At 66.5% G+C, this 21,256-nt stretch carries 20 protein-coding genes; 5 read left to right on the top strand and 15 right to left on the bottom strand.

Annotation, left to right across the window (positions count from 1 at the left end; all coding sequences use genetic code 11):
• Nucleotides 1-35: 35 nt before the first annotated feature.
• The 7 genes from HMPREF2924_RS23330 to HMPREF2924_RS23300 form a co-directional block, all read right to left on the bottom strand.
• Nucleotides 36-2,234: a TonB-dependent receptor gene (locus HMPREF2924_RS23330; protein WP_023124742.1), complete on the bottom strand. Its 2,199-nt coding sequence runs from the start codon at nucleotides 2,232-2,234 to the stop codon at nucleotides 36-38.
• Between the two features lie 238 nt (nucleotides 2,235-2,472).
• Entirely contained in the window at nucleotides 2,473-3,363 is an 891-nt protein-coding gene (gene cyoE / locus HMPREF2924_RS23325; RefSeq protein ID WP_003082726.1) for a heme o synthase, read from the bottom strand.
• 10 nt (nucleotides 3,364-3,373) lie between these two features.
• A complete protein-coding gene (cyoD, locus tag HMPREF2924_RS23320; protein WP_003109258.1) occupies nucleotides 3,374-3,709 on the bottom strand; it encodes a cytochrome o ubiquinol oxidase subunit IV in 336 nt (111 codons plus the stop codon).
• Entirely contained in the window at nucleotides 3,709-4,338 is a 630-nt protein-coding gene (gene cyoC / locus HMPREF2924_RS23315) for a cytochrome o ubiquinol oxidase subunit III (RefSeq protein ID WP_003086858.1), read from the bottom strand. Before cyoC ends, cyoD begins: the two co-directional genes overlap by 1 nt.
• Nucleotides 4,339-4,341: 3 nt before the next feature.
• Nucleotides 4,342-6,318, bottom strand: a complete 1,977-nt coding sequence (cyoB, locus tag HMPREF2924_RS23310; protein WP_003082705.1) for a cytochrome o ubiquinol oxidase subunit I — start codon at nucleotides 6,316-6,318, stop codon at nucleotides 4,342-4,344.
• 6 nt (nucleotides 6,319-6,324) lie between these two features.
• Complete coding sequence (gene cyoA, locus HMPREF2924_RS23305) at nucleotides 6,325-7,320, bottom strand: ubiquinol oxidase subunit II (protein ID WP_023094810.1); 996 nt, start codon at nucleotides 7,318-7,320, stop codon at nucleotides 6,325-6,327.
• 626 nt (nucleotides 7,321-7,946) lie between these two features.
• Nucleotides 7,947-9,488, bottom strand: coding sequence for an MFS transporter (locus tag HMPREF2924_RS23300; RefSeq protein WP_003100101.1), 1,542 nt, complete (start codon nucleotides 9,486-9,488; stop codon nucleotides 7,947-7,949).
• A gap of 157 nt (nucleotides 9,489-9,645) precedes the next feature.
• On the opposite strand from HMPREF2924_RS23300, the gene HMPREF2924_RS23295 reads away from it, so the two are divergent.
• On the top strand, nucleotides 9,646-10,260 hold the full coding sequence (locus HMPREF2924_RS23295; RefSeq protein ID WP_003082696.1) for a TetR/AcrR family transcriptional regulator: 615 nt from the start codon (nucleotides 9,646-9,648) through the stop codon (nucleotides 10,258-10,260).
• A gap of 7 nt (nucleotides 10,261-10,267) precedes the next feature.
• On the opposite strand, the gene HMPREF2924_RS23290 is transcribed toward HMPREF2924_RS23295, so the two are convergent.
• Nucleotides 10,268-10,654, bottom strand: a complete 387-nt coding sequence (locus HMPREF2924_RS23290) for a DUF4440 domain-containing protein (protein WP_003082694.1) — start codon at nucleotides 10,652-10,654, stop codon at nucleotides 10,268-10,270.
• A 13-nt stretch (nucleotides 10,655-10,667) separates the two neighbouring features.
• Nucleotides 10,668-12,026: an MDR family MFS transporter gene (locus tag HMPREF2924_RS23285; RefSeq protein WP_003133440.1), complete on the bottom strand. Its 1,359-nt coding sequence runs from the start codon at nucleotides 12,024-12,026 to the stop codon at nucleotides 10,668-10,670.
• Between the two features lie 107 nt (nucleotides 12,027-12,133).
• On the opposite strand from HMPREF2924_RS23285, the gene HMPREF2924_RS23280 reads away from it, so the two are divergent.
• Nucleotides 12,134-13,045 carry a LysR family transcriptional regulator gene (locus tag HMPREF2924_RS23280; protein ID WP_003133443.1) on the top strand — a complete coding sequence of 304 codons (912 nt, stop codon included), beginning with the start codon at nucleotides 12,134-12,136 and terminating at the stop codon, nucleotides 13,043-13,045.
• A gap of 50 nt (nucleotides 13,046-13,095) precedes the next feature.
• On the opposite strand, the gene phnX is transcribed toward HMPREF2924_RS23280, so the two are convergent.
• On the bottom strand, nucleotides 13,096-13,923 hold the full coding sequence (gene phnX, locus HMPREF2924_RS23275; protein ID WP_003100114.1) for a phosphonoacetaldehyde hydrolase: 828 nt from the start codon (nucleotides 13,921-13,923) through the stop codon (nucleotides 13,096-13,098).
• Nucleotides 13,924-13,958: 35 nt separating this feature from the next.
• A complete protein-coding gene (gene phnW, locus HMPREF2924_RS23270) occupies nucleotides 13,959-15,074 on the bottom strand; it encodes a 2-aminoethylphosphonate--pyruvate transaminase (protein WP_003086851.1) in 1,116 nt (371 codons plus the stop codon).
• Between the two features lie 127 nt (nucleotides 15,075-15,201).
• Here phnW and HMPREF2924_RS23265 point away from each other — a divergent pair, with 127 nt between their 5' ends.
• Nucleotides 15,202-16,101, top strand: a complete 900-nt coding sequence (locus tag HMPREF2924_RS23265; protein WP_070700669.1) for a LysR substrate-binding domain-containing protein — start codon at nucleotides 15,202-15,204, stop codon at nucleotides 16,099-16,101.
• A 9-nt stretch (nucleotides 16,102-16,110) separates the two neighbouring features.
• Here HMPREF2924_RS23265 and HMPREF2924_RS23260 read toward each other — a convergent pair whose 3' ends face one another.
• The 4 genes from HMPREF2924_RS23260 to HMPREF2924_RS23245 all read right to left on the bottom strand — a co-directional run bounded on the left by HMPREF2924_RS23260 (nucleotide 16,111) and on the right by HMPREF2924_RS23245 (nucleotide 18,437).
• Entirely contained in the window at nucleotides 16,111-16,635 is a 525-nt protein-coding gene (locus HMPREF2924_RS23260) for a DUF2937 family protein (protein WP_023094811.1), read from the bottom strand.
• 26 nt (nucleotides 16,636-16,661) lie between these two features.
• A complete protein-coding gene (locus tag HMPREF2924_RS23255) occupies nucleotides 16,662-17,435 on the bottom strand; it encodes a class II glutamine amidotransferase (protein ID WP_003082680.1) in 774 nt (257 codons plus the stop codon).
• Nucleotides 17,436-17,438: 3 nt separating this feature from the next.
• Nucleotides 17,439-17,900: an HIT family protein gene (locus tag HMPREF2924_RS23250; protein WP_003133454.1), complete on the bottom strand. Its 462-nt coding sequence runs from the start codon at nucleotides 17,898-17,900 to the stop codon at nucleotides 17,439-17,441.
• A 63-nt stretch (nucleotides 17,901-17,963) separates the two neighbouring features.
• Nucleotides 17,964-18,437 (bottom strand): hypothetical protein, encoded by a 474-nt coding sequence (locus HMPREF2924_RS23245; RefSeq protein ID WP_003086834.1) that lies wholly within the window; start codon nucleotides 18,435-18,437, stop codon nucleotides 17,964-17,966.
• Nucleotides 18,438-18,585: 148 nt separating this feature from the next.
• Here HMPREF2924_RS23245 and HMPREF2924_RS23240 point away from each other — a divergent pair, with 148 nt between their 5' ends.
• Nucleotides 18,586-20,637, top strand: coding sequence for a S9 family peptidase (locus HMPREF2924_RS23240; RefSeq protein ID WP_003109264.1), 2,052 nt, complete (start codon nucleotides 18,586-18,588; stop codon nucleotides 20,635-20,637).
• A 76-nt stretch (nucleotides 20,638-20,713) separates the two neighbouring features.
• Nucleotides 20,714-21,253: a signal peptidase I gene (lepB, locus tag HMPREF2924_RS23235; protein ID WP_003133458.1), complete on the top strand. Its 540-nt coding sequence runs from the start codon at nucleotides 20,714-20,716 to the stop codon at nucleotides 21,251-21,253.
• Nucleotides 21,254-21,256 lie beyond the last annotated feature (3 nt).

The following is a 21,256-nucleotide window of genomic DNA, read 5'->3' as shown; positions in this document are numbered from 1 at the left end:
GGCAGTGGGCGCCGGCTTCCATGGCCTGCCTGCCGTCAGAACGCGTAGATCGCCGAAAGAATCGCCGTGCGACCGTCGCCATACTCGATGGCCGAGGAGCGCGACTGGTTGCCGTACACCTGGCGCACCCGCTCGACGTAGGCCTTGTCGAACAGGTTGTCGAGGTTGAGTTGCAGTTTCAGGTCGCGCGTCGCCTGGTAGCCGAGCATCATGTTGTGCACCCAGTAGGCATCCAGCTTGCCGTTGTCCACCGAGGTGACGTTGCGCTGGCTGACGTAGCGTGCGCCATAGCCCAGGGTCACGCCCTCGGGCAGTTCGTAGGTGCTCCAGAGGCTCAACGAGCGCGGCGGGGTATTGCCCAGGGCCTGTCCCTCACGCTGCGGGTTGCTGGATTTCAGGGTTTCGCTGTCGAGGTAGGTGTAGGTGGCGAAGAGGTCCCAGTGCTCGTTCAGCTTGCCGCTGGCGCTCAGCTCCAGGCCACGCACGCGCTGTTCGCCGGCAAGCACGTAGCTGCCGTCGGCCAGGCGTTCGCGAGCGTCCTCCTTCTTCACCTGGAACAGCGCCGCGTCCAGCTCCAGGCGCCGTCCGAGGAACTCCCACTTGGCGCCCAGCTCGTAGGTACTGTTCTTCTCCGGCGCCAGGCCTCCGGTCGCCTCGGTCACGCCCGAGCCGGTGGTGACCAGGTGTTCCGCCGAGGGGTTGAAGGAGGTGCCGTAGGAGAAGTACACCCGCCCGTTCTCCAGCGGCTTGAATACCAGGCCCGCCCGTGTGCTCAGCTTGCCGTCGGAACTGTCGGCGCGCACCGTCGGCTTGCCTGAGGGCGTGCTCCGCGAGGTGCCGTCGATCCAGTCGTAGCGCAGGCCCAGGCTGAGGTCCCAGCGCTCGTCCAGGGCGATGGTGTCGAAGGCGTACAGCGCCTTGACCTCCAGTTCGGTCCGGTTGCGCGCGCTGTCGCGCTTGTCGGTGGGGCCGTTCCAGTAGCCCGGCGGGTTGTGCAGGTCGAAGCCGTTGGCCGGGTAGAACTTGCCCAGGTTGTAGGAGTAGGTGGTGCGGTCGTAGGTCTCGCGGGACAGCTCGAAGCCGCCGATCAGCGTATGCGCCAGGCCGAAGGTGTCGAAGCGGCCGGTGAGGTTGGTCTGGTTGATCCACATCCGCGTCTTCGAATCGCGCCCATAGGCTTGCGGTCCCGCCGGCAGGTAGCGACCCGGCGGCAGGCCCTTCTGGTTGACGTGGGAGGCGGAGATCACCGTGTCCCGATGCAGGTGGGAATAGCGGATGAGGTTCTGCAACTGGAAGTCGTCGCTGAAATCGTGTTCGAGCTTGAGGGTGGCGACGTCGTTGTCGATCCGCTCCTCGTCCAGGTTGCGCCAGCCGAAATAATCGTGGCGGCTGACGCCGTCCAGCTTGCGCCCGTTCAGCGCCGGCACGCCATAGTCGGGAAGGTTGTCGTCGCGTTGGTGGAAGTAGCTCAGGGTCAGGCGGGTCGGGGTGTCCAGGCCGAAGGTCAGGGATGGCGCGATGCCCCAGCGCTGCTTGTCGATCTGTTCGCGCCCGGCGACATCGTTGTGGTGGGCCATGAGGTTGAGGCGGAAGGCGGTCGACTCGCCGAGCCCTTCCAGCGGCTGGTTGGTGTCCAGGGTCAGGCGCCGGTAGCGGTCCGTGCCCAGCCCGGCGCCCAGGTGGGTGAAGGCTTCGGCCTTGGGCTGCTTGCTGACCATGTTGATGCTGCCGCCGCTGGTGCCGGCGCCGCCGAACACCGAGTTCGGTCCCTTGATCACTTCCACCGCCTCCAGGTTGAACAGGTCGCTGCGGCTGGTCTGGGCGCTGTCGCGCAGCCCGTCCACCTGCATGTTGGCGTTGGCGCTGAAGCCGCGGATGTTGATGCTGTCGCCGGAACCGCCGCCGCCTTCGCCGGCGTTGAAGGTGATGCCGGAGACGTTGGACAGCACCTGGCGCAGGCTCAGGGCGTTCTGCTCCTGGATCACCTTTTGCGGCACCACCGTGACGGTCTGCGGGGTATCCAGCAGCGGCACGGCGTACTTGGCCGAGGCCGAGCGTTCGACCCTGGACGACGCCTGCTCGCCGGTGACCGTGTCGTCTCCCAGTTCCAGGGGATCGTCCTTGCGCGCCGCGTCCTCGGCCAGGGCCGGAGAGGAGCAGGCGGCCATCAACAGCATCAGCGGCGCCAGCGGGCGTTTGGTGGGCAAGGGGGACGGCTCGTTGCGACGATCCATGAAGTACTCCATCTTGGTTATTGAGAATCATTGGCATTTGATTGATGGAGGGTTTTTTCCACAAGCCGGACAGCTCCGAAAAAGCTCCCGGAAAAATCTGATAACCAACGGCAGAGTCCCGGAACAGAGGGCTCGCCGCGCGGCCCTTCTGCCAGACGGCGACCGCATCCCTGCCATCGCGCAGACAAAAAAAAGCCCCGCCAATCGACCGGCGGGGCTTTCCCTAAAGCGTGTCGCCTCAGAACAGCGAGGCGACCAGATGAGTGGCGGGCGCCACCTGGAAGTCGATGGACATCATCACGCTCAGCGCGGTGATGGCGACGATGGAGAAGGCGAACAGCTTGCGCGCCCAGACCCGGTCGTCGGCGGTCCAGTAGCCGGTCAGGGCGATGGCCAGCCACCACAGGCTCACCGCCACCGCCACCAGCAGGTAGCCGTAGCCGGCGTAGCCGCCCAGGCACAAGGCGAGGGTCGCCGCCATGAAAGCGAGGATGTAGAGCACGATGTGGATCTTGGTCACCGCGATGCCGCGCGCCACCGGCAGCACCGGGATGCCGGCCGCCTCGTAGTCCTTCAGGCGGAAGATGGCGATGGCATAGGAGTGCGGCATCTGCCACAGGCAGAAGATCGCCAGCAGCGAGGCGGCGCCGGCGTCGAACTGGCCGCTCACCGCGCAGTAGCCGACCACCGGCGGCATCGCCCCGGAGAGGCTGCCGACCAGCGTGCCGTACTGCGAACGACGCTTGAACCACAGGCTGTACAGGCCGACGTAGACGAAGTAGCCGAAGCCGGCCAGCGCGGTGGTCAGCGGGTTGGTCCGCCACCACAGCAGGCCGAAGCCGGCGACCCCGAGGACCAGGCCGTGGGCCAGGGCAGCCTTCAGCGAGATCTGCCCGGTCACGGTGACCCGCCCGCGGGTCCGCTCCATGTGCCGGTCGATGTCGCGGTCGATGCAGTTGTTCAGCACGCACCCACTGGCGACCACCAGCGACAGGCCGATGACCGTGGCCAGCAACAGCATCGGCTCGACGCTGCCGCGGGCGGCGAGGAAGTATCCCCCCGCCACCGCGATCAGGTTGCCGAAGATGATTCCCGGCTTGGCCACCAGGAGATAGCGTTTCAGCTTCACGTCATGGCCCTCAGGGCATCGGCATCATCAGCATGTCGGCGCTGAAGATGATCCACAGCGAGAGACCGACCACCAGCAGGATGACGATCACCGTGAAGATGAACGCCATCACGTTCCAGCGCCCTTCCGACGACATGTTCATGTGCAGGAAGCAGATCAGGTGCACCACCACCTGCACCAGGCCGAGGACGACCATGGTGAGGATGGTCGCGTGGCGCGAGAAGCCGCCGTCCATGACCATGTAGAACGGGATCGCGGTGAGGATCACCGAGAGCACGAAGCCGATCGCGTAGGAACCCAGGCTGCCGTGGCCGGCGCCGTGGTTGTCGTGTGCAGCGCTGCTCATTACAGGGCCCCCATCAGGTAGACGACGGTGAAGACGCAGATCCAGACGATGTCGAGGAAGTGCCAGAACAGGCTCAGGCACATCATCCGGGTGTTGTTCTGCGCGGTGAGGCCGCGGGTCCAGATCTGCGCCATCAGCACCAGCATCCACAGCAGACCGGCGCTGACGTGCAGGCCGTGCATGCCGACCAGGGTGAAGAAGGACGACAGGAAGGCGCTGCGGCTCGGGCCGAAACCTTCGGCGATCAGGTGGTGGAACTCGTTGATCTCCATCCCAATGAACGCGGCGCCGAGCAGGAAGGTGACCCCGAGCCAGGCGATCGCCTGGCCCTTGGCGCCCTTGTGCGCAGAGAGCATGGCCAGGCCGTAGGTGCAGCTGGAAACCAGCAGGATGGCGGTTTCCACCAGCACGTAGGGCAGTTCGAAGATGTCCTTGCCGCTGGGGCCGCCGGCGGTGTGGTGAACCAGCACCGCGTAGGTGGCGAAGACGCTGGCGAACAGCACGCAGTCGGTCATCAGGTAGAGCCAGAAACCGAATACGGTGTTGCCGCCGCTATCGTGTGCATGATCGTGGTCGTGGCCCACTTCGTGGGCGTCGGCCAGATGCTTGTTCAATACTGCCGTCGACATGGTTCAGACCTGCTTGGCGAGTTGCTGGAAACGGGCGCTTTCGATCTTCTCGATCTCTTCGGGCTGGACGTAGTAGTCGACGTCCTGGTTGTAGCTGCGCACGATGAAGGAGCCGATCATGCCGACGAAGCCGACCGCCATGAGCCACCAGATATGCCAGATGGCGGCGAAGCCGAAGACGAAGGCGAACACGGCGATGGAGAAGCCCGCGGCGGTGTTCTTCGGCATGTGGATCGGCTGGTAGGCCGGCAGCTTGCGGTAGGCGGTGCCGGCCTTCTTCATGTCGTGGAAGGCATCCACGTCCTGTACCTTCGGCAGCTCGGCGAAGTTGTAGAACGGCGGCGGCGAGGAAGTGGCCCATTCCAGGGTGCGGCCTTCCCACGGGTCGCCATTGACGTCGGCCAGTTGCTTGCGGTTGCGGACCGAGACGAACAGCTGGATCAGTTGGCAGGCGATGCCGCAGAAGATCAGCACGGCGCCGAAGAACGCGACCACCAGGTAGGGCTTCCACAGCGGGTTGTCGTAGTGGTTCAGGCGACGGGTCATGCCCATGAAGCCGAGGATGTAGAGCGGCATGAAGGCCATGTAGAAGCCCACCAGCCAGCACCAGAAGGAACGCTTGCCCCACTTCTCGTCGAGGGTGAAGCCGAACGCTTTCGGGAACCAGAAGGCGAAGCCGGCCAGGTAGCCGAATACCGCGCCGCCGATGATGGTGTTGTGGAAGTGGGCGATCAGGAACAGGCTGTTGTGCAGCAGGAAGTCCGCGCCCGGGATGGCCAGCAGGACGCCGGTCATGCCGCCGATGGTGAAGGTCACCATGAAGCCCAGGGTCCACAGGATCGGCGTGCTGAAGCGCAGGCGGCCCTTGTAGATGGTGAACAGCCAGTTGAACAGCTTCACCCCGGTGGGGATCGAGATCAGCATGGTGGCCACGCCGAAGAAGCCGTTGACGTCACCGCCCGAACCCATGGTGAAGAAGTGGTGCAGCCACACGGTGAAGCCGAGGAAGGTGATCGCGGCGCTGGCCCAGACCATCGACTTGTAGCCGAACATGCGCTTGCCGGCGAAGGTCGCGGTGACCTCGGAGAAGATACCGAAGGCCGGCAGGATCAGGATGTACACCTCGGGATGGCCCCAGGCCCAGAAGAGGTTGATGTACATCATGGCGTTGCCGCCGAGCTCGTTGGTGAAGAAGTGCATGTCCAGGTAGCGGTCGAGCGACAGCAGGCCCAGCGCAGCGGTGAGGATCGGGAACGAGGCGACGATCAGGATGTTGGCGAAGGTGCAGGTCCAGGTGAAGATCGGCATCTGCATCAGCTTCATGCCCGGGGCACGCATCTTGAACACGGTGACCAGGAAGTTGATCCCCGTGAGCAACGTGCCCATCCCGGATATCTGTAGCGCCCAGATGTAGTAGTCCACCCCTACCCCGGGGCTATAGGCCAGCTCCGACAGCGGCGGATAGGCCACCCAGCCGGTACGGGCGAATTCGCCCAGGCCCAGCGACACGTTGACCAGCATGGCGCTGACCACGAGCAGCCAGAAGCTCAGCGAGTTGAGGAAGGGGAACGCCACGTCGCGCGCGCCGATCTGCAGCGGCACGGCCAGGTTCATCAGGCCGGTCATGAACGGCATGGCCATGAAGATGATCATGATCACGCCATGCGCGGTGAAGATCTGGTCGTAGTGCTCCGGCGGCAGGTAGCCGTGGTTGGCGCCTTCGGCCAGGGCCAACTGGCCGCGCATCATGATCGCGTCGGCGAAGCCGCGGACCAGCATGACCAGGGCGACGACGATGTACATCACGCCGATCTTCTTGTGGTCGACCGAGGTCAGCCACTCGGTCCACAGGTAGGTCCACTTGCGGTAGTAGGTGATCGCACCGACCACGCCGAGGCCCAGCAGGGCGACGACGGCCAGTGTGACCATGACGATGGGCTCGTGGTAAGGCACGGCCGAGAGTGTCAGTTTCCCGAACATCTGCGCTTACTCCTGGGTACTCGGTTGCATGTGCATGTCCTTCATGTCTTTCAGGCCCTGCATGGCTTGCATGTCCATGTCCTGCATGTCGTGACCGGTCATGGCGGCTTCGTGCTCAGCCCCGGCGTGCTCGCCGTGCGCGGCACCCTTGGCGTCGCCGTGGTGCTCGTACTTGGTGAGGATGTGGCCGAACAGTTCCGGGCTGACCGAAGAGAAGTAGGTCGGCGGAACGTTCTCGCTCGGCTTGACCAGCTCCGGATAGGTGCCGATCGACAGGCTGGTCGGTGCAGCCTTGACCTTGGCGACCCAGTCCTGGAAGCCCTGCTCGGAGGTGGCGATGGCCTTGAAGCGCATGCCGGAGAAACCGCCGCCGCTGTAGTTCGCGGAGATACCGTCGAACACGCCTTCTTCGTTGGCGATCAGGTGCAGCTTGGTCATCATCCCGGCCATCGAGTAGATCTGGCTGCCCAGCTGCGGGATGAAGAACGAGTTCATCACCGAATCCGAGGTGATCTGGAAATTCACCGGGGTGTCTTTCGGGAAGGCGATCTCGTTGACCGTGGCGATACCCTGCTCCGGGTAGATGAACAACCACTTCCAGTCCAGCGAAACGGCCTGGATGGTGACCGGCTTGACCTCGGAGTCCAGCGGACGGTATGGGTCGAGCTTGTGGGTGCTTTCCCAGGTGATCCAGCCGAGGATCGCGATGATCACGCAGGGCACCAGCCAGACCACCGCCTCGATGCGGTTGGAGTGGTGCCAGTCCGGCTTGTACTCGGCCTGGGTGTTCGAGGCGCGGTACTTCCAGGCGAACGCCAGGGTCATCACGATCACCGGGATGACCACGATCAGCATCAGCAGGGTCGCGGTAATGATCAGGGTGCGCTCGTCCATGCCCACCTGCCCTTTCGGGTTGAACAGGGTCATGTCGCAGCCGCCGAGCAGCAGCGCGGGCGCCAGGGAAAGCCATTTCAATGCGGCAAACGGGTTTGCTTTGGTCATCTTCCGGCCTTAATCGATGGAAGGAGCGAGTGGTCGCTCATGGATGTCTCCTTGCAAGGCTTGTGGCGGAGACCGCTGGCTTCAGCCAGTTCCAGACATGCAGTCGCCACCGGGGTACGGAACGGCCATTGCCCGGCCACGGGAGAAGGCAAGCGGATACCTTTCCCGATTCCGGTGACGGACTCGTTCCACGCGCTGAGTCGTTCCTTGATGAACAGCGTTTTCGAAGCTGTGCCGGAAGAGGCCAAGGGCGGCCAAGGCACGTGCATGCCTGGGCGAGAAGGATTGCCCTTCCCGCCGGGTGATCAGGTCGCAGTTATCGGTCGGCTATTTGTTGTGCAACAGGCAAGGCAGGAACCCATTTATCGCGATGCGGAGCAGAGACTCGCGCGACGCTCGTTGGACCGAAACTGAGCGTCAGTTATTACAATTCATTTCAGCTGAGGAGCCTATGACACATCTTGCAATAGACTTTCTCAAACATAGATAAAGTAGGGCTTTTACCTGCCTGCGACAGGTTGTCGCAGGCCATACCCTAGCACAACAGTTGGAATACGCGAATATTCTTCGCTTCGAGCAGCATAACGCAAGGAAATCGCCCCCACGCCAGCATCGTGACCCGAGAGTCAGTGTCTATCGGCCTGCAACTGTACCCCTGCCGTTCGTCCAGATGCGCCAACTGTATCCGCCGCCGGGCCGGCGCTAACGCGCAGGCGCCAGAGCAGCGCGGCGGCCAGCAGGGCGCTGGCTCCGGCCACCAGCATAGCCAGACGGAAGCCCTCGGCCAGCGCGGCCGGCAGCTCGGCGTCGAGCCCCGCCAGGGAACCAGGCAAGCGATGGGCCGTGATCGCCTGGGTGGCGAGCCGTTGCGCATCGGCAATCCCCAGCTCCTCCAGCCGATCGCCCAGGACGACGATCGCCCGCCCGCTCAGCAGCGCTCCCAGCAACGCGATGCCGACGGCCATGCCGGCCTGGCGCAGGGTATTCATGGTCGCCGAGGCCATCCCGGAACGCTCGCGGGCCACGCTCGCCATGACCGCCAGACCGGTGCCGGGAACGGCCAGGCCCATGCCCAGGCCGAGCGCCACCAGCAACAGGCCGACCCAGGGATACGCGGTTCCCGTACCGCAAGCGGCCAGCGCCAGCATGGCCAGGCCGATCACCAGGTAGCCCAGCACCAGCAGGCGTCGCAGCGGTACGTGCCGCTGCAACCGGCCGAACAGCATGGACAGTGCGCCCATGGCGAGGAACTGCGGCGCCAGGTAGAAGCCGGCCTGCTGCGCCGAGGCACCCTGCACCTGCTGGAAGAACAGGGAGAGGAAGAACAGGCTGGCGTAGCCGGAAAAACCGAGGACGAACGAGGCCAGGTTGCAGACGGCGAACCCGGCCTGGCGGAACAACCCCAGGGGCAGCAGCGGTCGGGCGGTCCGCCGCTCGACGAAGAGGAAGCCAAGCAGGCCGACCCCGGCCAGGAGCAGCGCCGGCCAGGCCGTGGGAGACAACCAGCCGCCCTCTCCCGCGGCGATCAGGGCGTAGGTCAACGCCCCCAGCCAGACCACGCTGAGCAGCTGCCCCAGGGGATCGAAGGCGGCGTGCTCGGGGTGCGCGGTTTCCTCGATGCCCCACAGGCCCAGGGCGAGCGCCAGCAGGCCGAGCGGCAGGTTGATCAGGAAGATGCTCTGCCAGCCGGCGTGCTCCACCAGCAGGCCGCCGAGCAGCGGGCCGAGGATCAGCGACAGCGCGCTGAAGGAGGTCCAGCCGCCGATCACCTGGGCGCGCTGGCCGGGATCGTGGAAAGCCTGGGTAAGGATCGACAGCGCGCCGGGTATCAACAGCGCCCCGGCGATGCCCTGGACCGCGCGTCCGAACAGCAGCAGCGGCAGCGAGGTGGCCAGCGCGCAGAGCAGCGAACCGAAGCTGAACAGGCCGACCCCGAGCAGCCAGGTGAGCTTGCGACCGTAGCGGTCGCTCAGCGGTCCGGAAGACAGCATGAAGGCGCTCAGGCACAGCGCATAGGCGTCGACCACCCACTGCAGGCCGGCCAGGTCGGTATCCAGGGCGTACTGCAGCGTCGGCAGGGCGAGGTTGACGATGCTGATGTCGAGCGAGGCGATGAAGGTTCCCAGGTAGATGGCGGCGACCAGGGCGACACGACGCGAAGGGTTCATGGAGTACTCCGATGAGAGGGCGCTGGCCCAGGAATAATCCATTGACCGACGGTCAGTCAATAAATATCGCGAAACATTCTCATCTTCCTGTCATGCCTCGTCTTCCCCTCCACGCTCTTTTACACTGCGGCCAACCCAACCACCGGACCCGCGCTCCATGCCCGATCGCCACGCCGAACAGCCTGCCCGCCAACCGCGCACCAAGCCTGCGGAGGTTCGTCTCGAGGAACTGATGGCGGCGGCGCAGCAACTGTTCCTAGACAAGGGTGTGGACGCCACCACCATCAGCGACATCGTCGCTGCCGCGGGGGTCGCCAAGGGTACCTTCTATCACTACTTCCAAGCCAAGACCGACATCCTCCTGGCCCTGCGCGAGCGCTTCACCCAGGCTTTCCAGCAGCGCATCGCGAATGCCGTCGAGGCCTGTCCGGCGAACGACCATCCCGGCCGCCTGCGCGCCTGGACCGAGAGCGGCCTGGCGGGCTACCTGGAGGGCTACCGGCTGCACGATGTGGTCTACAGCGAACACCATCACCACCAGCGCGGCAACCAGGAGCGCGACCGCGTGCTGGAGCAATTGGCGGAGCTACTGGAGAACGGCGCGGCGGCCGGCGCCTGGCCGCTGCGCAACCCACGGCTGAACGCCCTGCTGCTCTACTCCGGGCTGCATGGCGCCGCCGACGACGCCATCGCCGGCGGCCGCCTGGATACCCAGCCGCTGGCCGGCGAACTCGCCGATGCCTTCCTGCGCCTGCTCGGTGCCAGCGACTGAGGCAGGCTCAGCCGCAGAAGGTTTCCTGCAGGTGGCGCCAGTACAGCCGCCCTTCGTCGTCACGGTGCAGGACTACGGTGGACAGGCGCTCGCTGCGACCCGCCGCGTCGGACTGGATTTCCCGATAGGCCAGGGTCGCGCCATCCACGCCTGAAGCCAGCAGACTCTCGCCGTCGATCTCGATGCGCAGCCCAGGACGGGTGCCGCCCTTGCTGCGGAACAGCTCGCCCAGAGCAGTCTTGTCCAGGACCACGCCATGCGGCGTGACCATCGAGAAGTCCTCGGCGAAACGCGCCATCAACGCATCCAGCGCGTCAGCCCGTGAGTCGCCGGCCAGCCAGTCGCGGATCGCCACGTGGGCATGGTGGATTTCCCGGCGGTAGGCACAAGTCATGGTGTAGCTCCTTTCAGGTCTGGACCAGGGCGCGAACCCCGGCGGAATCGATACGCCTCACCCACGGCAGAGGCAATAGCGTGAAAGCGGCGGCGAACAGGAAGCAGTGGACGAAGGCCGCGGGGTCGGCCCGCGCCTGCAACAGGTTGAGCAACCCACCGAGCACGGCCATGCCCAGGCAGAACGCCAGTTGCCGATTGATGTTCCACAAGGCGCTGGCATGGCCCATGCGCGCCGCCGGGACGTCGAGCAAGGCCATGCCCTGTGCCGCGCTGCTACACAGGCTGCCGCCGAATCCCATGGTCGCGTAGGCCCCCGCCAGTTGCCAGAAGCCGCTCCCCTCCCCGCTTCGAGCCAGCCACAGCAGGCCGCCGGCCTGTATCGCCATGCCCGCCAGCAGCAAGGATTTCGGCCCCCAGCGATTGAAGCGTCGCCGGGTCAGGCCGATGGCCAGGCCGGCCGCCAGCGCCCAGGGCAGCATCAGCGCACCGGCACGGCTCGCGCTGAGGCCGAGGGGGCCTTGCAGATAGAGCATGGCGACCAGGTTGGCGCCCATGAAGGCTCCCGGCACGCAGAGATAGACCAGCATCGCCGTACGCAGCAATGGCGCCTCCAGCAAGCCAAGGTCGAGCAGCGCGTCGGTACGAGCGCGCCCGTCACGCCAGTAGCAGCAGCCCAGCACGCAGGCCAGCAGCGCCAGGAGCAGGCCACGCCCGCCGCCGCCGGGCGATCCCAGCCAGGCGAGCGCCACCAGCAGCGTGGCCAGCGCCGCCGAGCCGAGCAGCAGGCCGCGCAGGTCCAGGCGCTGCGCCGCATGCTTGTGCCTGGGCAGCCAGCGCATCGCCAGGGCCAGCACCAGCAGCGCCGGCGCCACGCTGGCGAAGAAGATCCCACGCCAGGACAGGCTGTCCACCAGCCAGCCGCCGAGGGCAGGCGCCACGGCGGGAACGATCAGCGCCACCAGCATCACCCGTGCGGTCAGGCCGGCCCGTGCCGACGACGGGACATTCCGATAGGCCATGGCCTGGCCGAGGGGGATCAGTAACCCGCCGGCCAACCCCTGGCACAGGCGCCAGACGATCAACGTCGCCGCCGATCCAGCCAGGCCGCAACCCAGCGAAGCGCTGGCGAAACCGGCCAGTGCCAGCAGCATCAGTCGCCGTTCTCCCAGGCGCGAAGCGAGCCAGACGCTCAACGGAATCACCAGGGTCAAGCCGAGCAGGTAGGTGTTGCCGATCCACGCCAGGGTCGCCACCGAAGCGCCAAGGGAACGCCCGATGTCCGGGTAGGCGACGCTGGCGATGAAGATGTTCACCAGGTCCAGGGCGAACCCCAGCAGGTACAAAGTGGCCAGGCGGGACGGTTGATTCATGGGCGCTCCGGAGGTTTGCCGGGGAGCATAGCGAGGCGCTCGCGCTATCTGGAGAGGCTAATCGCGCATAGACTGTCAAATCGAATTTGACAATAGGGTCGCCTTCCATGGTCAGCCTCGACCGCTTCGAAACCTTTCGCGCCGTGGTCGACTGCGGTTCCCTCAGCGCCGCCGCCGACACCCTCGGCCAGACGCGTGCGGTAGTCAGCTTCAACCTCAAGCGGCTGGAGGCCGAGCTGGGCGTTTCTCTGCTCAGCCGCAGCACCCGGCGGTTGGCCCTGACCGATGCTGGCGAACGCTTCTACCAGCGCTGCGTGAAGGTGCTCGACGAGGCGCGCCTGGCCATCGACGACGCCCGCGCCGAGCATGGCGAACTGCGTGGCAGCCTGCGCGTCACCACCACCCAGGAATACGGCCTGCGCCAACTGGTGCCGGCCCTGCAGGCATTCGCCCGGCTGCACCCGGCGTTGCAGGTACAATTGTCGACCTCATCGCTGCATGCCGACCTGATTGGCGAACGCTTCGACGTCGCGATCCGCCTGGGGCGCCTGGAGGACTCCACCCACCATGCGGTGCAACTGGCCAGCTTCGAGGTCCTGGCGGTGGCCAGCCCGGCCTGCCTGGCGGCGCTCGGCGAACCGCCGCCGACCGACCTGGAGAGTCTGGAGCGCCTGCAGAATCTCGGTCACAGCCGGCTGGCGGACTCCCTGCCCTGGCAAGTACGCGCCCCCGACGGCGCCCTGCGCAGCTACCGCGGACCGCGCCATCCCATGCTGCTGGCCGACAACGCCGCGGCCCTGCGCGCCTTTGCCCTCGACGGCCTGGGTATCGCCGTGCTGCCGGACTGGCTGGTGCAGGCCGACTTGCGCTGCGGCGCACTGCAACGCCTGCTGGCGGACCACGGGTTTCCGCTCCAGGGCGTGCATGCCGTTTATCCGCCGACCCGCCACCTGCCGTCGAAGGTCCGCGCGTTCATCGACTTCCTCAAGACTCGCCTGGGGCACCCGGACGCCGGTTAGAAAACCGAGGCCGCCGCGGTTGCCCGCGGCGGCCTCGGCACAGACGTGGCTCAGTTACCCTGCGGCATCTCGCCGCGCGCCAGGCGCGCATTGATGTCGCGGACCACCGCCGGCAGCTCGGCGATGGTCTCGATCAGGTAGTGCGGACGCGAACCTTCGAACATCTGTTCGATACGCGTCCGCTCGCGCTCCAGTTCGGCCGCCGGCAGCGCCTTGTACTGCTCGTAGGTGAGGCCCAGGGCATTGCCCGAGCAGGTCAGCGCCACCGTCCACATCCCGGCGCGGCGCCCTTCGAGGATACCCGGCCAGGTGTCGTCGACCTTCACGCAGGCCGCCACATCGTCGATCCCCAGGGCGATCACGTTGGCCAGCGCCTGGGCCGGCCATGGCCGGCCGTTGGGCACTTCGTCGGTGGCCACCACGTGGTCGGCGACGTAACCGTTGGTCTCGGCCAGGGCTACCACCTTCTCCATCACCACCGCCGGATAACCGGAACAGGAACCGATCTTCAGGCCCATCCCGCGGAGTTCGGCGATCGCCTGCAGGGCGCCGGGGATCAGCGCCGAATGTTCGGCGATCTTTTCGATCTGCAGCGGCATGAAGCGCTCGTAGATGGCGGTGACATCGTCGTCGCTGGGCAGGCGGCCGAAGACGGCGCGGTAGCGCTCGGCGATCGCCGGGATGTCGCAGAGGGTGCGGATGTGGTCCCACTTGCCCATTCCCATCGGACCGCGCGCTTCCTCCAGGCTGACCTGGACGCCGAATTCGGCGAAAGCCTCGACGAAGATTTGGGTCGGCGCGAAGGAGCCGAAATCGACCACGGTTCCCGCCCAGTCGAGGATGGCGGCCTGGAGGGTGGCTGGCTGGTTGTAATTCATTGTCGTGAACCCTTTTCTGCTCGTTGTCGTTCAGTTCAGATCTCGAGGACTTCCAGTTCGCGCAGCGCCTCGCCGATGGCGGCGACCGCCTGCCGCATCTCCGCGGCGTCGACGTGGCCGATGCAGCCGACGCGGAAGGTTTCCACCTGGGTCAACTTGCCCGGATAGAGGATGAAGCCCTTCTCCCGCACGCGTTGGTAGAAGTCGGCGAAGCGGTAGCGCGGATCGCGCGGCGCGTGGAAGGTAACGATGATCGGCGCCTGGATTTCCGCCGGCAGGAAGCTGCGGAAACCGAGCCGGGCCATCTCGCCGAGCAGCGTTTCGCAATTGCTCGCGTAGCGCCGCTGGCGCGCCGGCAGGCCGCCCTCCTCTTCGTACTGGCTGAGCGCTTCGTGCAGGGCGGCGACCACATGGGTCGGCGGGGTGAAGCGCCACTGCCCGGTCTTGCGCATATAGGCGTGCTGGTCCTGCAGGTCCATGGCCAGGGAGTGGCAGTTGCCGGCGCTGGCTTCCAGGGCGGCGCTGCGGGCGAAGACGAAGCCCATCCCGGGGACGCCCTCCAGGCACTTGCCGGAGGCGGCGATCAAGGCATCGAACGGAACTTTCCGGGCATCGATCCCGATCGCCCCGAAGGAGCTCATGGCATCGACGATCAGGCGCTTGCCGTGACGCTCGACGACCTTGGCGATGGCCTCGAGCGGATTGAGGATGCCGGTGCTGGTCTCGCAGTGGATCAGCGCCACATGGCTGATCGCCGGATCGGCGGCCAGCAGGCGCTCGACGTCAGCGGCGGTGGTCGGCACGTTCTCTTCGGTCTCGAAGGTGCTGAAGGGCCGTTGCAGGACCTCGCAGATCTTCGCCAGGCGCTTGCCGTAGGCACCGTTGATCAACACCAGGACCTTGCCGTCGCGCGGCACCAGGGTGCCGATCGCCGCTTCCACGGCGAAGGTGCCGCTGCCCTGCAACGGTACGCAGGTGTGGCTGCCTTCGCCGCCGACGATCTTCAGCAGGCGCTGGCAGACGCTGGCGGTGAGTTCGTTGAAATCGCTGTCCCAGGAGCCCCAGTCGACCATCATCGCCCGACGGGTACGGTAGGAGGTGGTCAGCGGACCGGGGGTCAGCAGGATAGGTGCGCGTTCGGCAGTGCTCATGCTCATTTCCTCTGCGGGAATCGGCGAAAGAAACCGGATCGGGCTTCGCGGCCCGGGCGGTCGTTCCGCGCCGGCGTTCCGGGGAAGCCTGGAGACATAAGGTGAGCGCCGCGCTACTATCGTTCAAATTGTTTGTTCCGATGCCAGCCATAAGCCAGGCCGATACCATGATCTCTTCCAGCTCCGCGCCTTCGACGCCGTCGCCCGCGAAGGCAGTTTCACCCGCGCCGCCGAGCGCCTGTGCATCAGCCAGCCGGCGGTGACCGGACACGTCAAGGCACTCGAGGAGCACTACCAGGTCACCCTGTTCCGACGCACCGCCCGGCGCATCGAACTGACCGAGGAAGGCTCGCGCCTGGTGGCGATCACACGCACCCTGTTCGCCCTGGAGGAAGAAGCCGAGGCCCTGCTCGACGCCAATCGACAATTGGTCTCCGGCCGCCTCGAGGTCGCCGCCGACGGCCCGCACCTGGTGATGCCGATGCTCGCCCGGCTGCGCGCGAGCTATCCGGGAATCACCGTCAACCTGCGCCTGGGCAACGCCCAGGAAACCCTCGCGGCGCTGCTCAGCGAACACGTCGACGTCGCCGTGCTGACCGAGGTCGAGGCGCGTCCCGGGCTGTTCCTGGAGGAGTTGGTGAATTCGCGCATCTGCGCCCTGCTGCCTCGCCAGCATCCCTGGTGCGAACGCAGCGAAGGCGTACCGCTGGAAGAACTCGACCAGCAGATCATGGTGCTGCGCGAACCCGGCTCGATCACCCGCCGCACCTTCGACCGCGCCTGCGCCAGCCAGGGCGTGCAGCCGCGGGTGCTGCTGGAGCTGGACAGCCGGGAAGCGGTGACCGAAGCGGTGGCCGCCGAACTGGGCGTCGGCGTGGTGTCTTCCCTGGAGGTCGGCAACGATCCGCGGGTTCGCGCGGTGCCGCTGGTCGGTCCCGAGCTGACCAACTGCCACCTGATCGGCTGCCTGGAGAAGCGCCGCGGCCTGCGGGTGATCAGGGCGTTCCTGGAACTGGCGGCGGCCTGAGTCGCGCCGTCAGCTCCAGTGACGCTCGCGGGTGCGGCGGTCTTCGCCGAAGCCGAACAGCGAGGCCAGCGAATACACGATCAGCTCGGCGATCCAGGCGACCAGCAAGGCGCAGCCCAGGCCCCAGGCGATCACCTCGGGCTTGAGCAGGACCTGGTAGCTGTAGCTGGCATAGGTTTCCATCAGCAACTCATGGTTCGGTGCGCGCAGCATGTGCCAGGCGCGGGAGTACCAGGGCCCCTGCATGGCCTGCCACTCGGCGTCGAGCATGCGCGCGCGGCGCATCAGGCGGTCGAGGTTCTCGCCGTCGCGCTGGAACACCGGATCGCTGTTGCTGCGGTAATGCCTGACCAGTTCCTCCAGGCTGCCGTTGAAGAACTGTCCGGCGGTCTGCTGGAAGCCCTGGATGTTCTGCGCGGCCTCCAGGCGATGGGCGTCGACGCGTTTGGCGTAGTCGTCGATGAAGCCGGGCACCTGCACCCCGAGCAGCAGGCCCAGGGTGAACAGCACCAGTCTCAGGTAACTGCGGAACATGCGCTCTCCTCGTCCACGGCGGCGATTCAGACCCGCCCCTTGGCCAACACCTCGCCGCCCCACCAGAGGACCCACTCGCCGCTCTGCTGCAAGGTCCAGTTCTCGTTGTCGGTGAGCGGCTCGGTGGCGATCACCGTGACCACGTCGTCCGGCGTGGTTTCCGCATGGAAGTCCACGGTCAGGTCGGCATCCTTCAACCGTGCCGGGCCGAACGGCGCGCGGCGGGTAATGTAGGCGAGTTTGCTGGAGCAGAAGGTGAACAGCCAGTCGCCGTCGCTGATCAGGGCATTGAACACGCCTTTCTTGCGATATTCGTCACAGGCCGAGATCAGCACCGGCAACAGCACCTCCACCGGCACCGGCTCGGGGAAAGCCCGGCGCACGCGGTTCAGCAGGTCGCAGAAGGCCGCCTCGCTGTCGGTCTCGCCGACCGGGCGGTAGAAGCCGGGCTTGGGCTGGAAGTCGGCCAGTTGGCCATTGTGCGCGAAGGTCCAGTAGCGCCCGCCGAGTTCGCGGATGAAGGGGTGGGTGTTGCTCAGCCCGACCTTGCCGACGTTGGCCTGGCGGATGTGCCCGATGACCGTCTCGCTCTTGATCGGGAAGCGCTGCACCAGCCGCGCCACCTCCGAATCGACGCTCGCCAGCGGGTCCTGGAACAGCCGCACGCCGCGTCCTTCGTAGAAGGCGATGCCCCAACCGTCGCGGTGCGGGCCGGTGCCGCCGCCGCGCTGCATCAGTCCGGTGAAGCTGAAGACGATGTCCGTCGGGACGTTGGCGCTCATGCCCAATAGTTCACACATGGCTCAAACCTCCCTGAGCAAGGCTGTACGTAGTAGTTCTCCTTCCCGCTGCAGACGCGCCTGCAGGCTCGCGCGACCAACCGGCAGGAAACGGGTCAGGGCGCGCCAGAGCAGTCGCGGCAGGTCGCCGCGACGCCGGGGAATCAGGTGCAGATGCAGGTGCGCCACGTGCTGGTTGGCCGCCACGCCATCGTTGAGCAACAGGTTGATGCCTTCCACGCCGAAACCGGCCCGGCGCAATGCGCGACCGGTACGCTCGGCGAGCGCCGGGAGGGCGTCGCGGGCGGCGGCGGAAAGATCGCTCAGGTGCGGGGCGTGCTCGCGGGCTACGATCAGCACGTGCGCCGGTCGCAGCGGAAAGATGTCCAGCAGGACGATGAAATGCTCGTCCTCGAAGAGTCTGTGCGCCGGCTCGCGGCCACCCGCTATGGCGCAGAACACGCAATCCATGGGAAATCCCGACATAGGCCTCGCCTCATGCTGAACGCCTGCCGGGCGTAGCGCAAGAATGGATTTCGTCGCGAAAGGCTACAGGCGCGGCTCGATGCGCATGCGCCGGTCGCCGTGCTCGTCGGTGCGGGTGTCGACGTCCGGCATCAACTCGGGCTGCATCATCTGCCGCAGGGTCGGCTCGTCCTCGGCATCCTGCGACGGATGCCGGCGATTCTTCCAGGCCCGCTCCAGCGGCCAGCGGATGGCGGCGATCAGCAGGTACAGGCCGAAACCCAGCAGCGCCACCAGGGCCAGGTCGGAGACCGCGCGCCAGGCGTTGTTGCCGACCTTGAACACGACGTCCAGCGCGGTGATGGCGATGGCCGGGGCGTAGAGGTCGTTCTGCGGGTCCACCGGGGTCGGCGTGAACAGCAGGATGAAGACGATCAGCCGCAGGGGTTCGCGCAGCCAGCGCCACATCCAGCCGGTCATCAGCCAGAACACCAGCATCAGGCCGAGTCCGGCGATGGCGTAGGCGCCCCAGGCGATCAGATAGTCTTGTTCATTCATGCGGCGTGCGTGGCGATAGCGGTGATGGGGGGCTTATGATAGCCGCTTTTGCATGCCGACGCGCCTACCCACCGATGACGGGCGCCGCGCCGCCAGTTTTATTCAGATTTCCCGGCCTCGCGCATGGCCGGACCGACGAGGATTCCCGATGCCCCATCCGCAGCCCCCCATCGCCCGCCGCGACGCCGGACGCGACCCCTACGCCTGGCTGGAGGAGCGCGACGCCCCGGAGGTGCTCGACTACCTGAAGGCCGAGAACGCCTACCTGGATAGCGAACTGGCCGACCAGGCCGGGTTGCGCGAGACCCTGTTCGAGGAGATCAGGGGACGCATCCGCGAGACCGACCTGTCGTTGCCCAGTCCCTGGGGTCCGTGGCTGTACTACCAGCGCACCACCGCCGGCGATGAATACCCGCGCCACTACCGCTGCCCACGTCCGGCGGACGGCAGCCTGGCGGTCGACGAAGGCGCCGAGCAACTGTTGCTCGATCCCAACCAGTTGGCCGACGGCGGCTTCCTCTCCCTCGGCGCCTTCAGCATCAGCCCCGACCAGAGCCTGCTGGCCTACAGCCTGGACACCAGCGGCGACGAGATCTACCGCCTGTTCGTCAAGGACCTCGCCAGCGGCGCGGTGCAGGCCCTGCCCTTCGACGACTGCGATGGCAGCCTGACCTGGGCCAACGATAACCGTACGCTGTTCTTCGGCGAACTGGACGACACCCACCGCCCGCACAAGCTCTATCGCCACCGCCTGGGCGAGGCCGGCGCCGAGCTGGTATTCGAGGAAGGCGACGGGCGCTTCTTCCTGCACTGCTACCGCTCCAGCTCGGAACGCCAGCTGATCCTCCTGCTCAACAGCAAGACCACCAGCGAGGCCTGGGTGCTCGACGCCGACCAGCCGCAGGGAACGTTCCGCTGCCTGGCGCCGCGCGAGGAAGGCCATGAGTACTACCCCGACCACGGTCGCCTCGACGGCCGGGGCCTGTGGCTGATCCGCAGCAACCAGGCGGGGATCAACTTCGCCCTCTACCAGGCCGAGGAGTCGCGGCCGACTCGCGAGCACTGGCAACTGCGCGTGGCCCACGACCCGCAGCGGACCCTGGAAGATGTCAGCCTGAACGCCGAGGCGGTGATCCTCGGCCTGCGCGACGGCGGCCTGCCGGTGATCGAGGTGCAACCGCAGGGCCTGCCGGCCTACCGCGTGCAGTTGCCGGACGCCGCCTACAGCCTCTACGTGCAGGACAGCCTGGAATTCGACAGCCCCTGCGTGCGACTGCGCTACGAGGCCCTGAACCGTCCGGCGCAGGTACGCCAGCTGAACCTCGCCGATGGCACGCAGACCGTCCTCAAGCAGACCCCGGTGGAAGGCCCCTTCGACGCCGACGCCTACGCCAGTCGGCGCATCTGGGCCAGCAGCGGCGACGGCACGCAGGTGCCGGTCAGCCTGGTGGCGCGCAAGGAAGTCCTCGACGGCATCGCCGCCGGGCGCCCCGCGCCGCTCTATCTCTATGGCTACGGCGCCTACGGGCATAGCCTCGATCCCTGGTTCTCCCACGCCCGCCTGAGCCTGCTCGAACGCGGCTTCGTCTTCGCCATCGCCCATGTCCGTGGCGGCGGCGAACTGGGCGAAGCCTGGTACCGGGCCGGCAAGCTGGAACACAAGCAGAACAGCTTCGACGACTTCATCGCCTGCGCCGAGCACCTGCTCGCCGAGGGCTACTGCCGTCCCGAGGGACTCGCCATCAGCGGCGGCAGCGCCGGCGGGCTGTTGATCGGCGCGGTGCTCAACCAGCGCCCGCAACTATTCGGCGCGGCGATCGCCGAGGTGCCGTTCGTCGACGTGCTGAACAGCATGCTCAATCCGGACCTGCCGCTGACCGTCACCGAATACGATGAGTGGGGCAACCCGCAGGAGCCCGAGGTGCATGCGCGGATCGCCGCCTACGCGCCCTACGAGAACGTCAGGGCCCAGGACTACCCGCACCTGCTGGTGGTCGCCGGCTACAACGACAGCCGCGTGCAGTACTGGGAAGCCGCCAAGTGGGTGGCGAAACTGCGGGCGACCAGGACCGACGCCAACCTGCTGCTGCTCAAGACCGACCTCGGCGCCGGCCACGGCGGCATGAGCGGCCGCTACCAGGGGCTGAAGGACGTGGCGCTGGAATACGCCTTCCTGCTCAAGGTCCTCGGCCTGGTATGACGACCGCGGGGGCCGGCGACGCCGGCCTTCCGCCACGAAAAAGGGAACCTTCGTGAAACGACGCTTCTGGCCCGCCATGGGCCTGCTCGCCGCGATCATGCTGGCCGTCTACCTGGCGAATCCGTTCGGCACCGCCAGTCTCGACCCGCGCGCGCGGCTCCTCGGCGTGGCGCTGTACAAGATCCCTTCGCGCTCGATGGAACCGACCTTGCAACAGGGCGACTTCATCCTCGCCAACGCCGCGCGCTACGCCTTCGCCGACCCGCAGGTCGGCGACCTGGTGGTGTTCCGCTTCCCGCCGCAGCGCAGCATCGCCTATGTGAAGCGCATCGCCGGGATACCCGGCGATCGCGTGCGAATCGATGGCGGCCGGCTCTACGTCAATGACCACCAGGTGACCGAGCCCTACCTGGCGCAGCAGGCGCTGCGCCAGCCGGACTCCCTGCGCATGGCCGAGCGGACCGTCCCCGCCGGCCACTACTTCATGCTCGGCGACAACCGCGACAACTCCAACGACAGCCGCTACTGGGGCTACGTACCGCGCGCCGACCTGGTCGGCCGGGTGTTCGTCGTCTGGTATGCCGAGGACACCCGGCGCATCGGTTCGGTGCGCTGACGC

Source organism: Pseudomonas sp. HMSC063H08 (assembly GCF_001813645.1).
GTDB classification, from domain to species: domain Bacteria; phylum Pseudomonadota; class Gammaproteobacteria; order Pseudomonadales; family Pseudomonadaceae; genus Pseudomonas; species Pseudomonas aeruginosa.
This window is presented reverse-complemented; position numbering and strand designations above follow the sequence as displayed.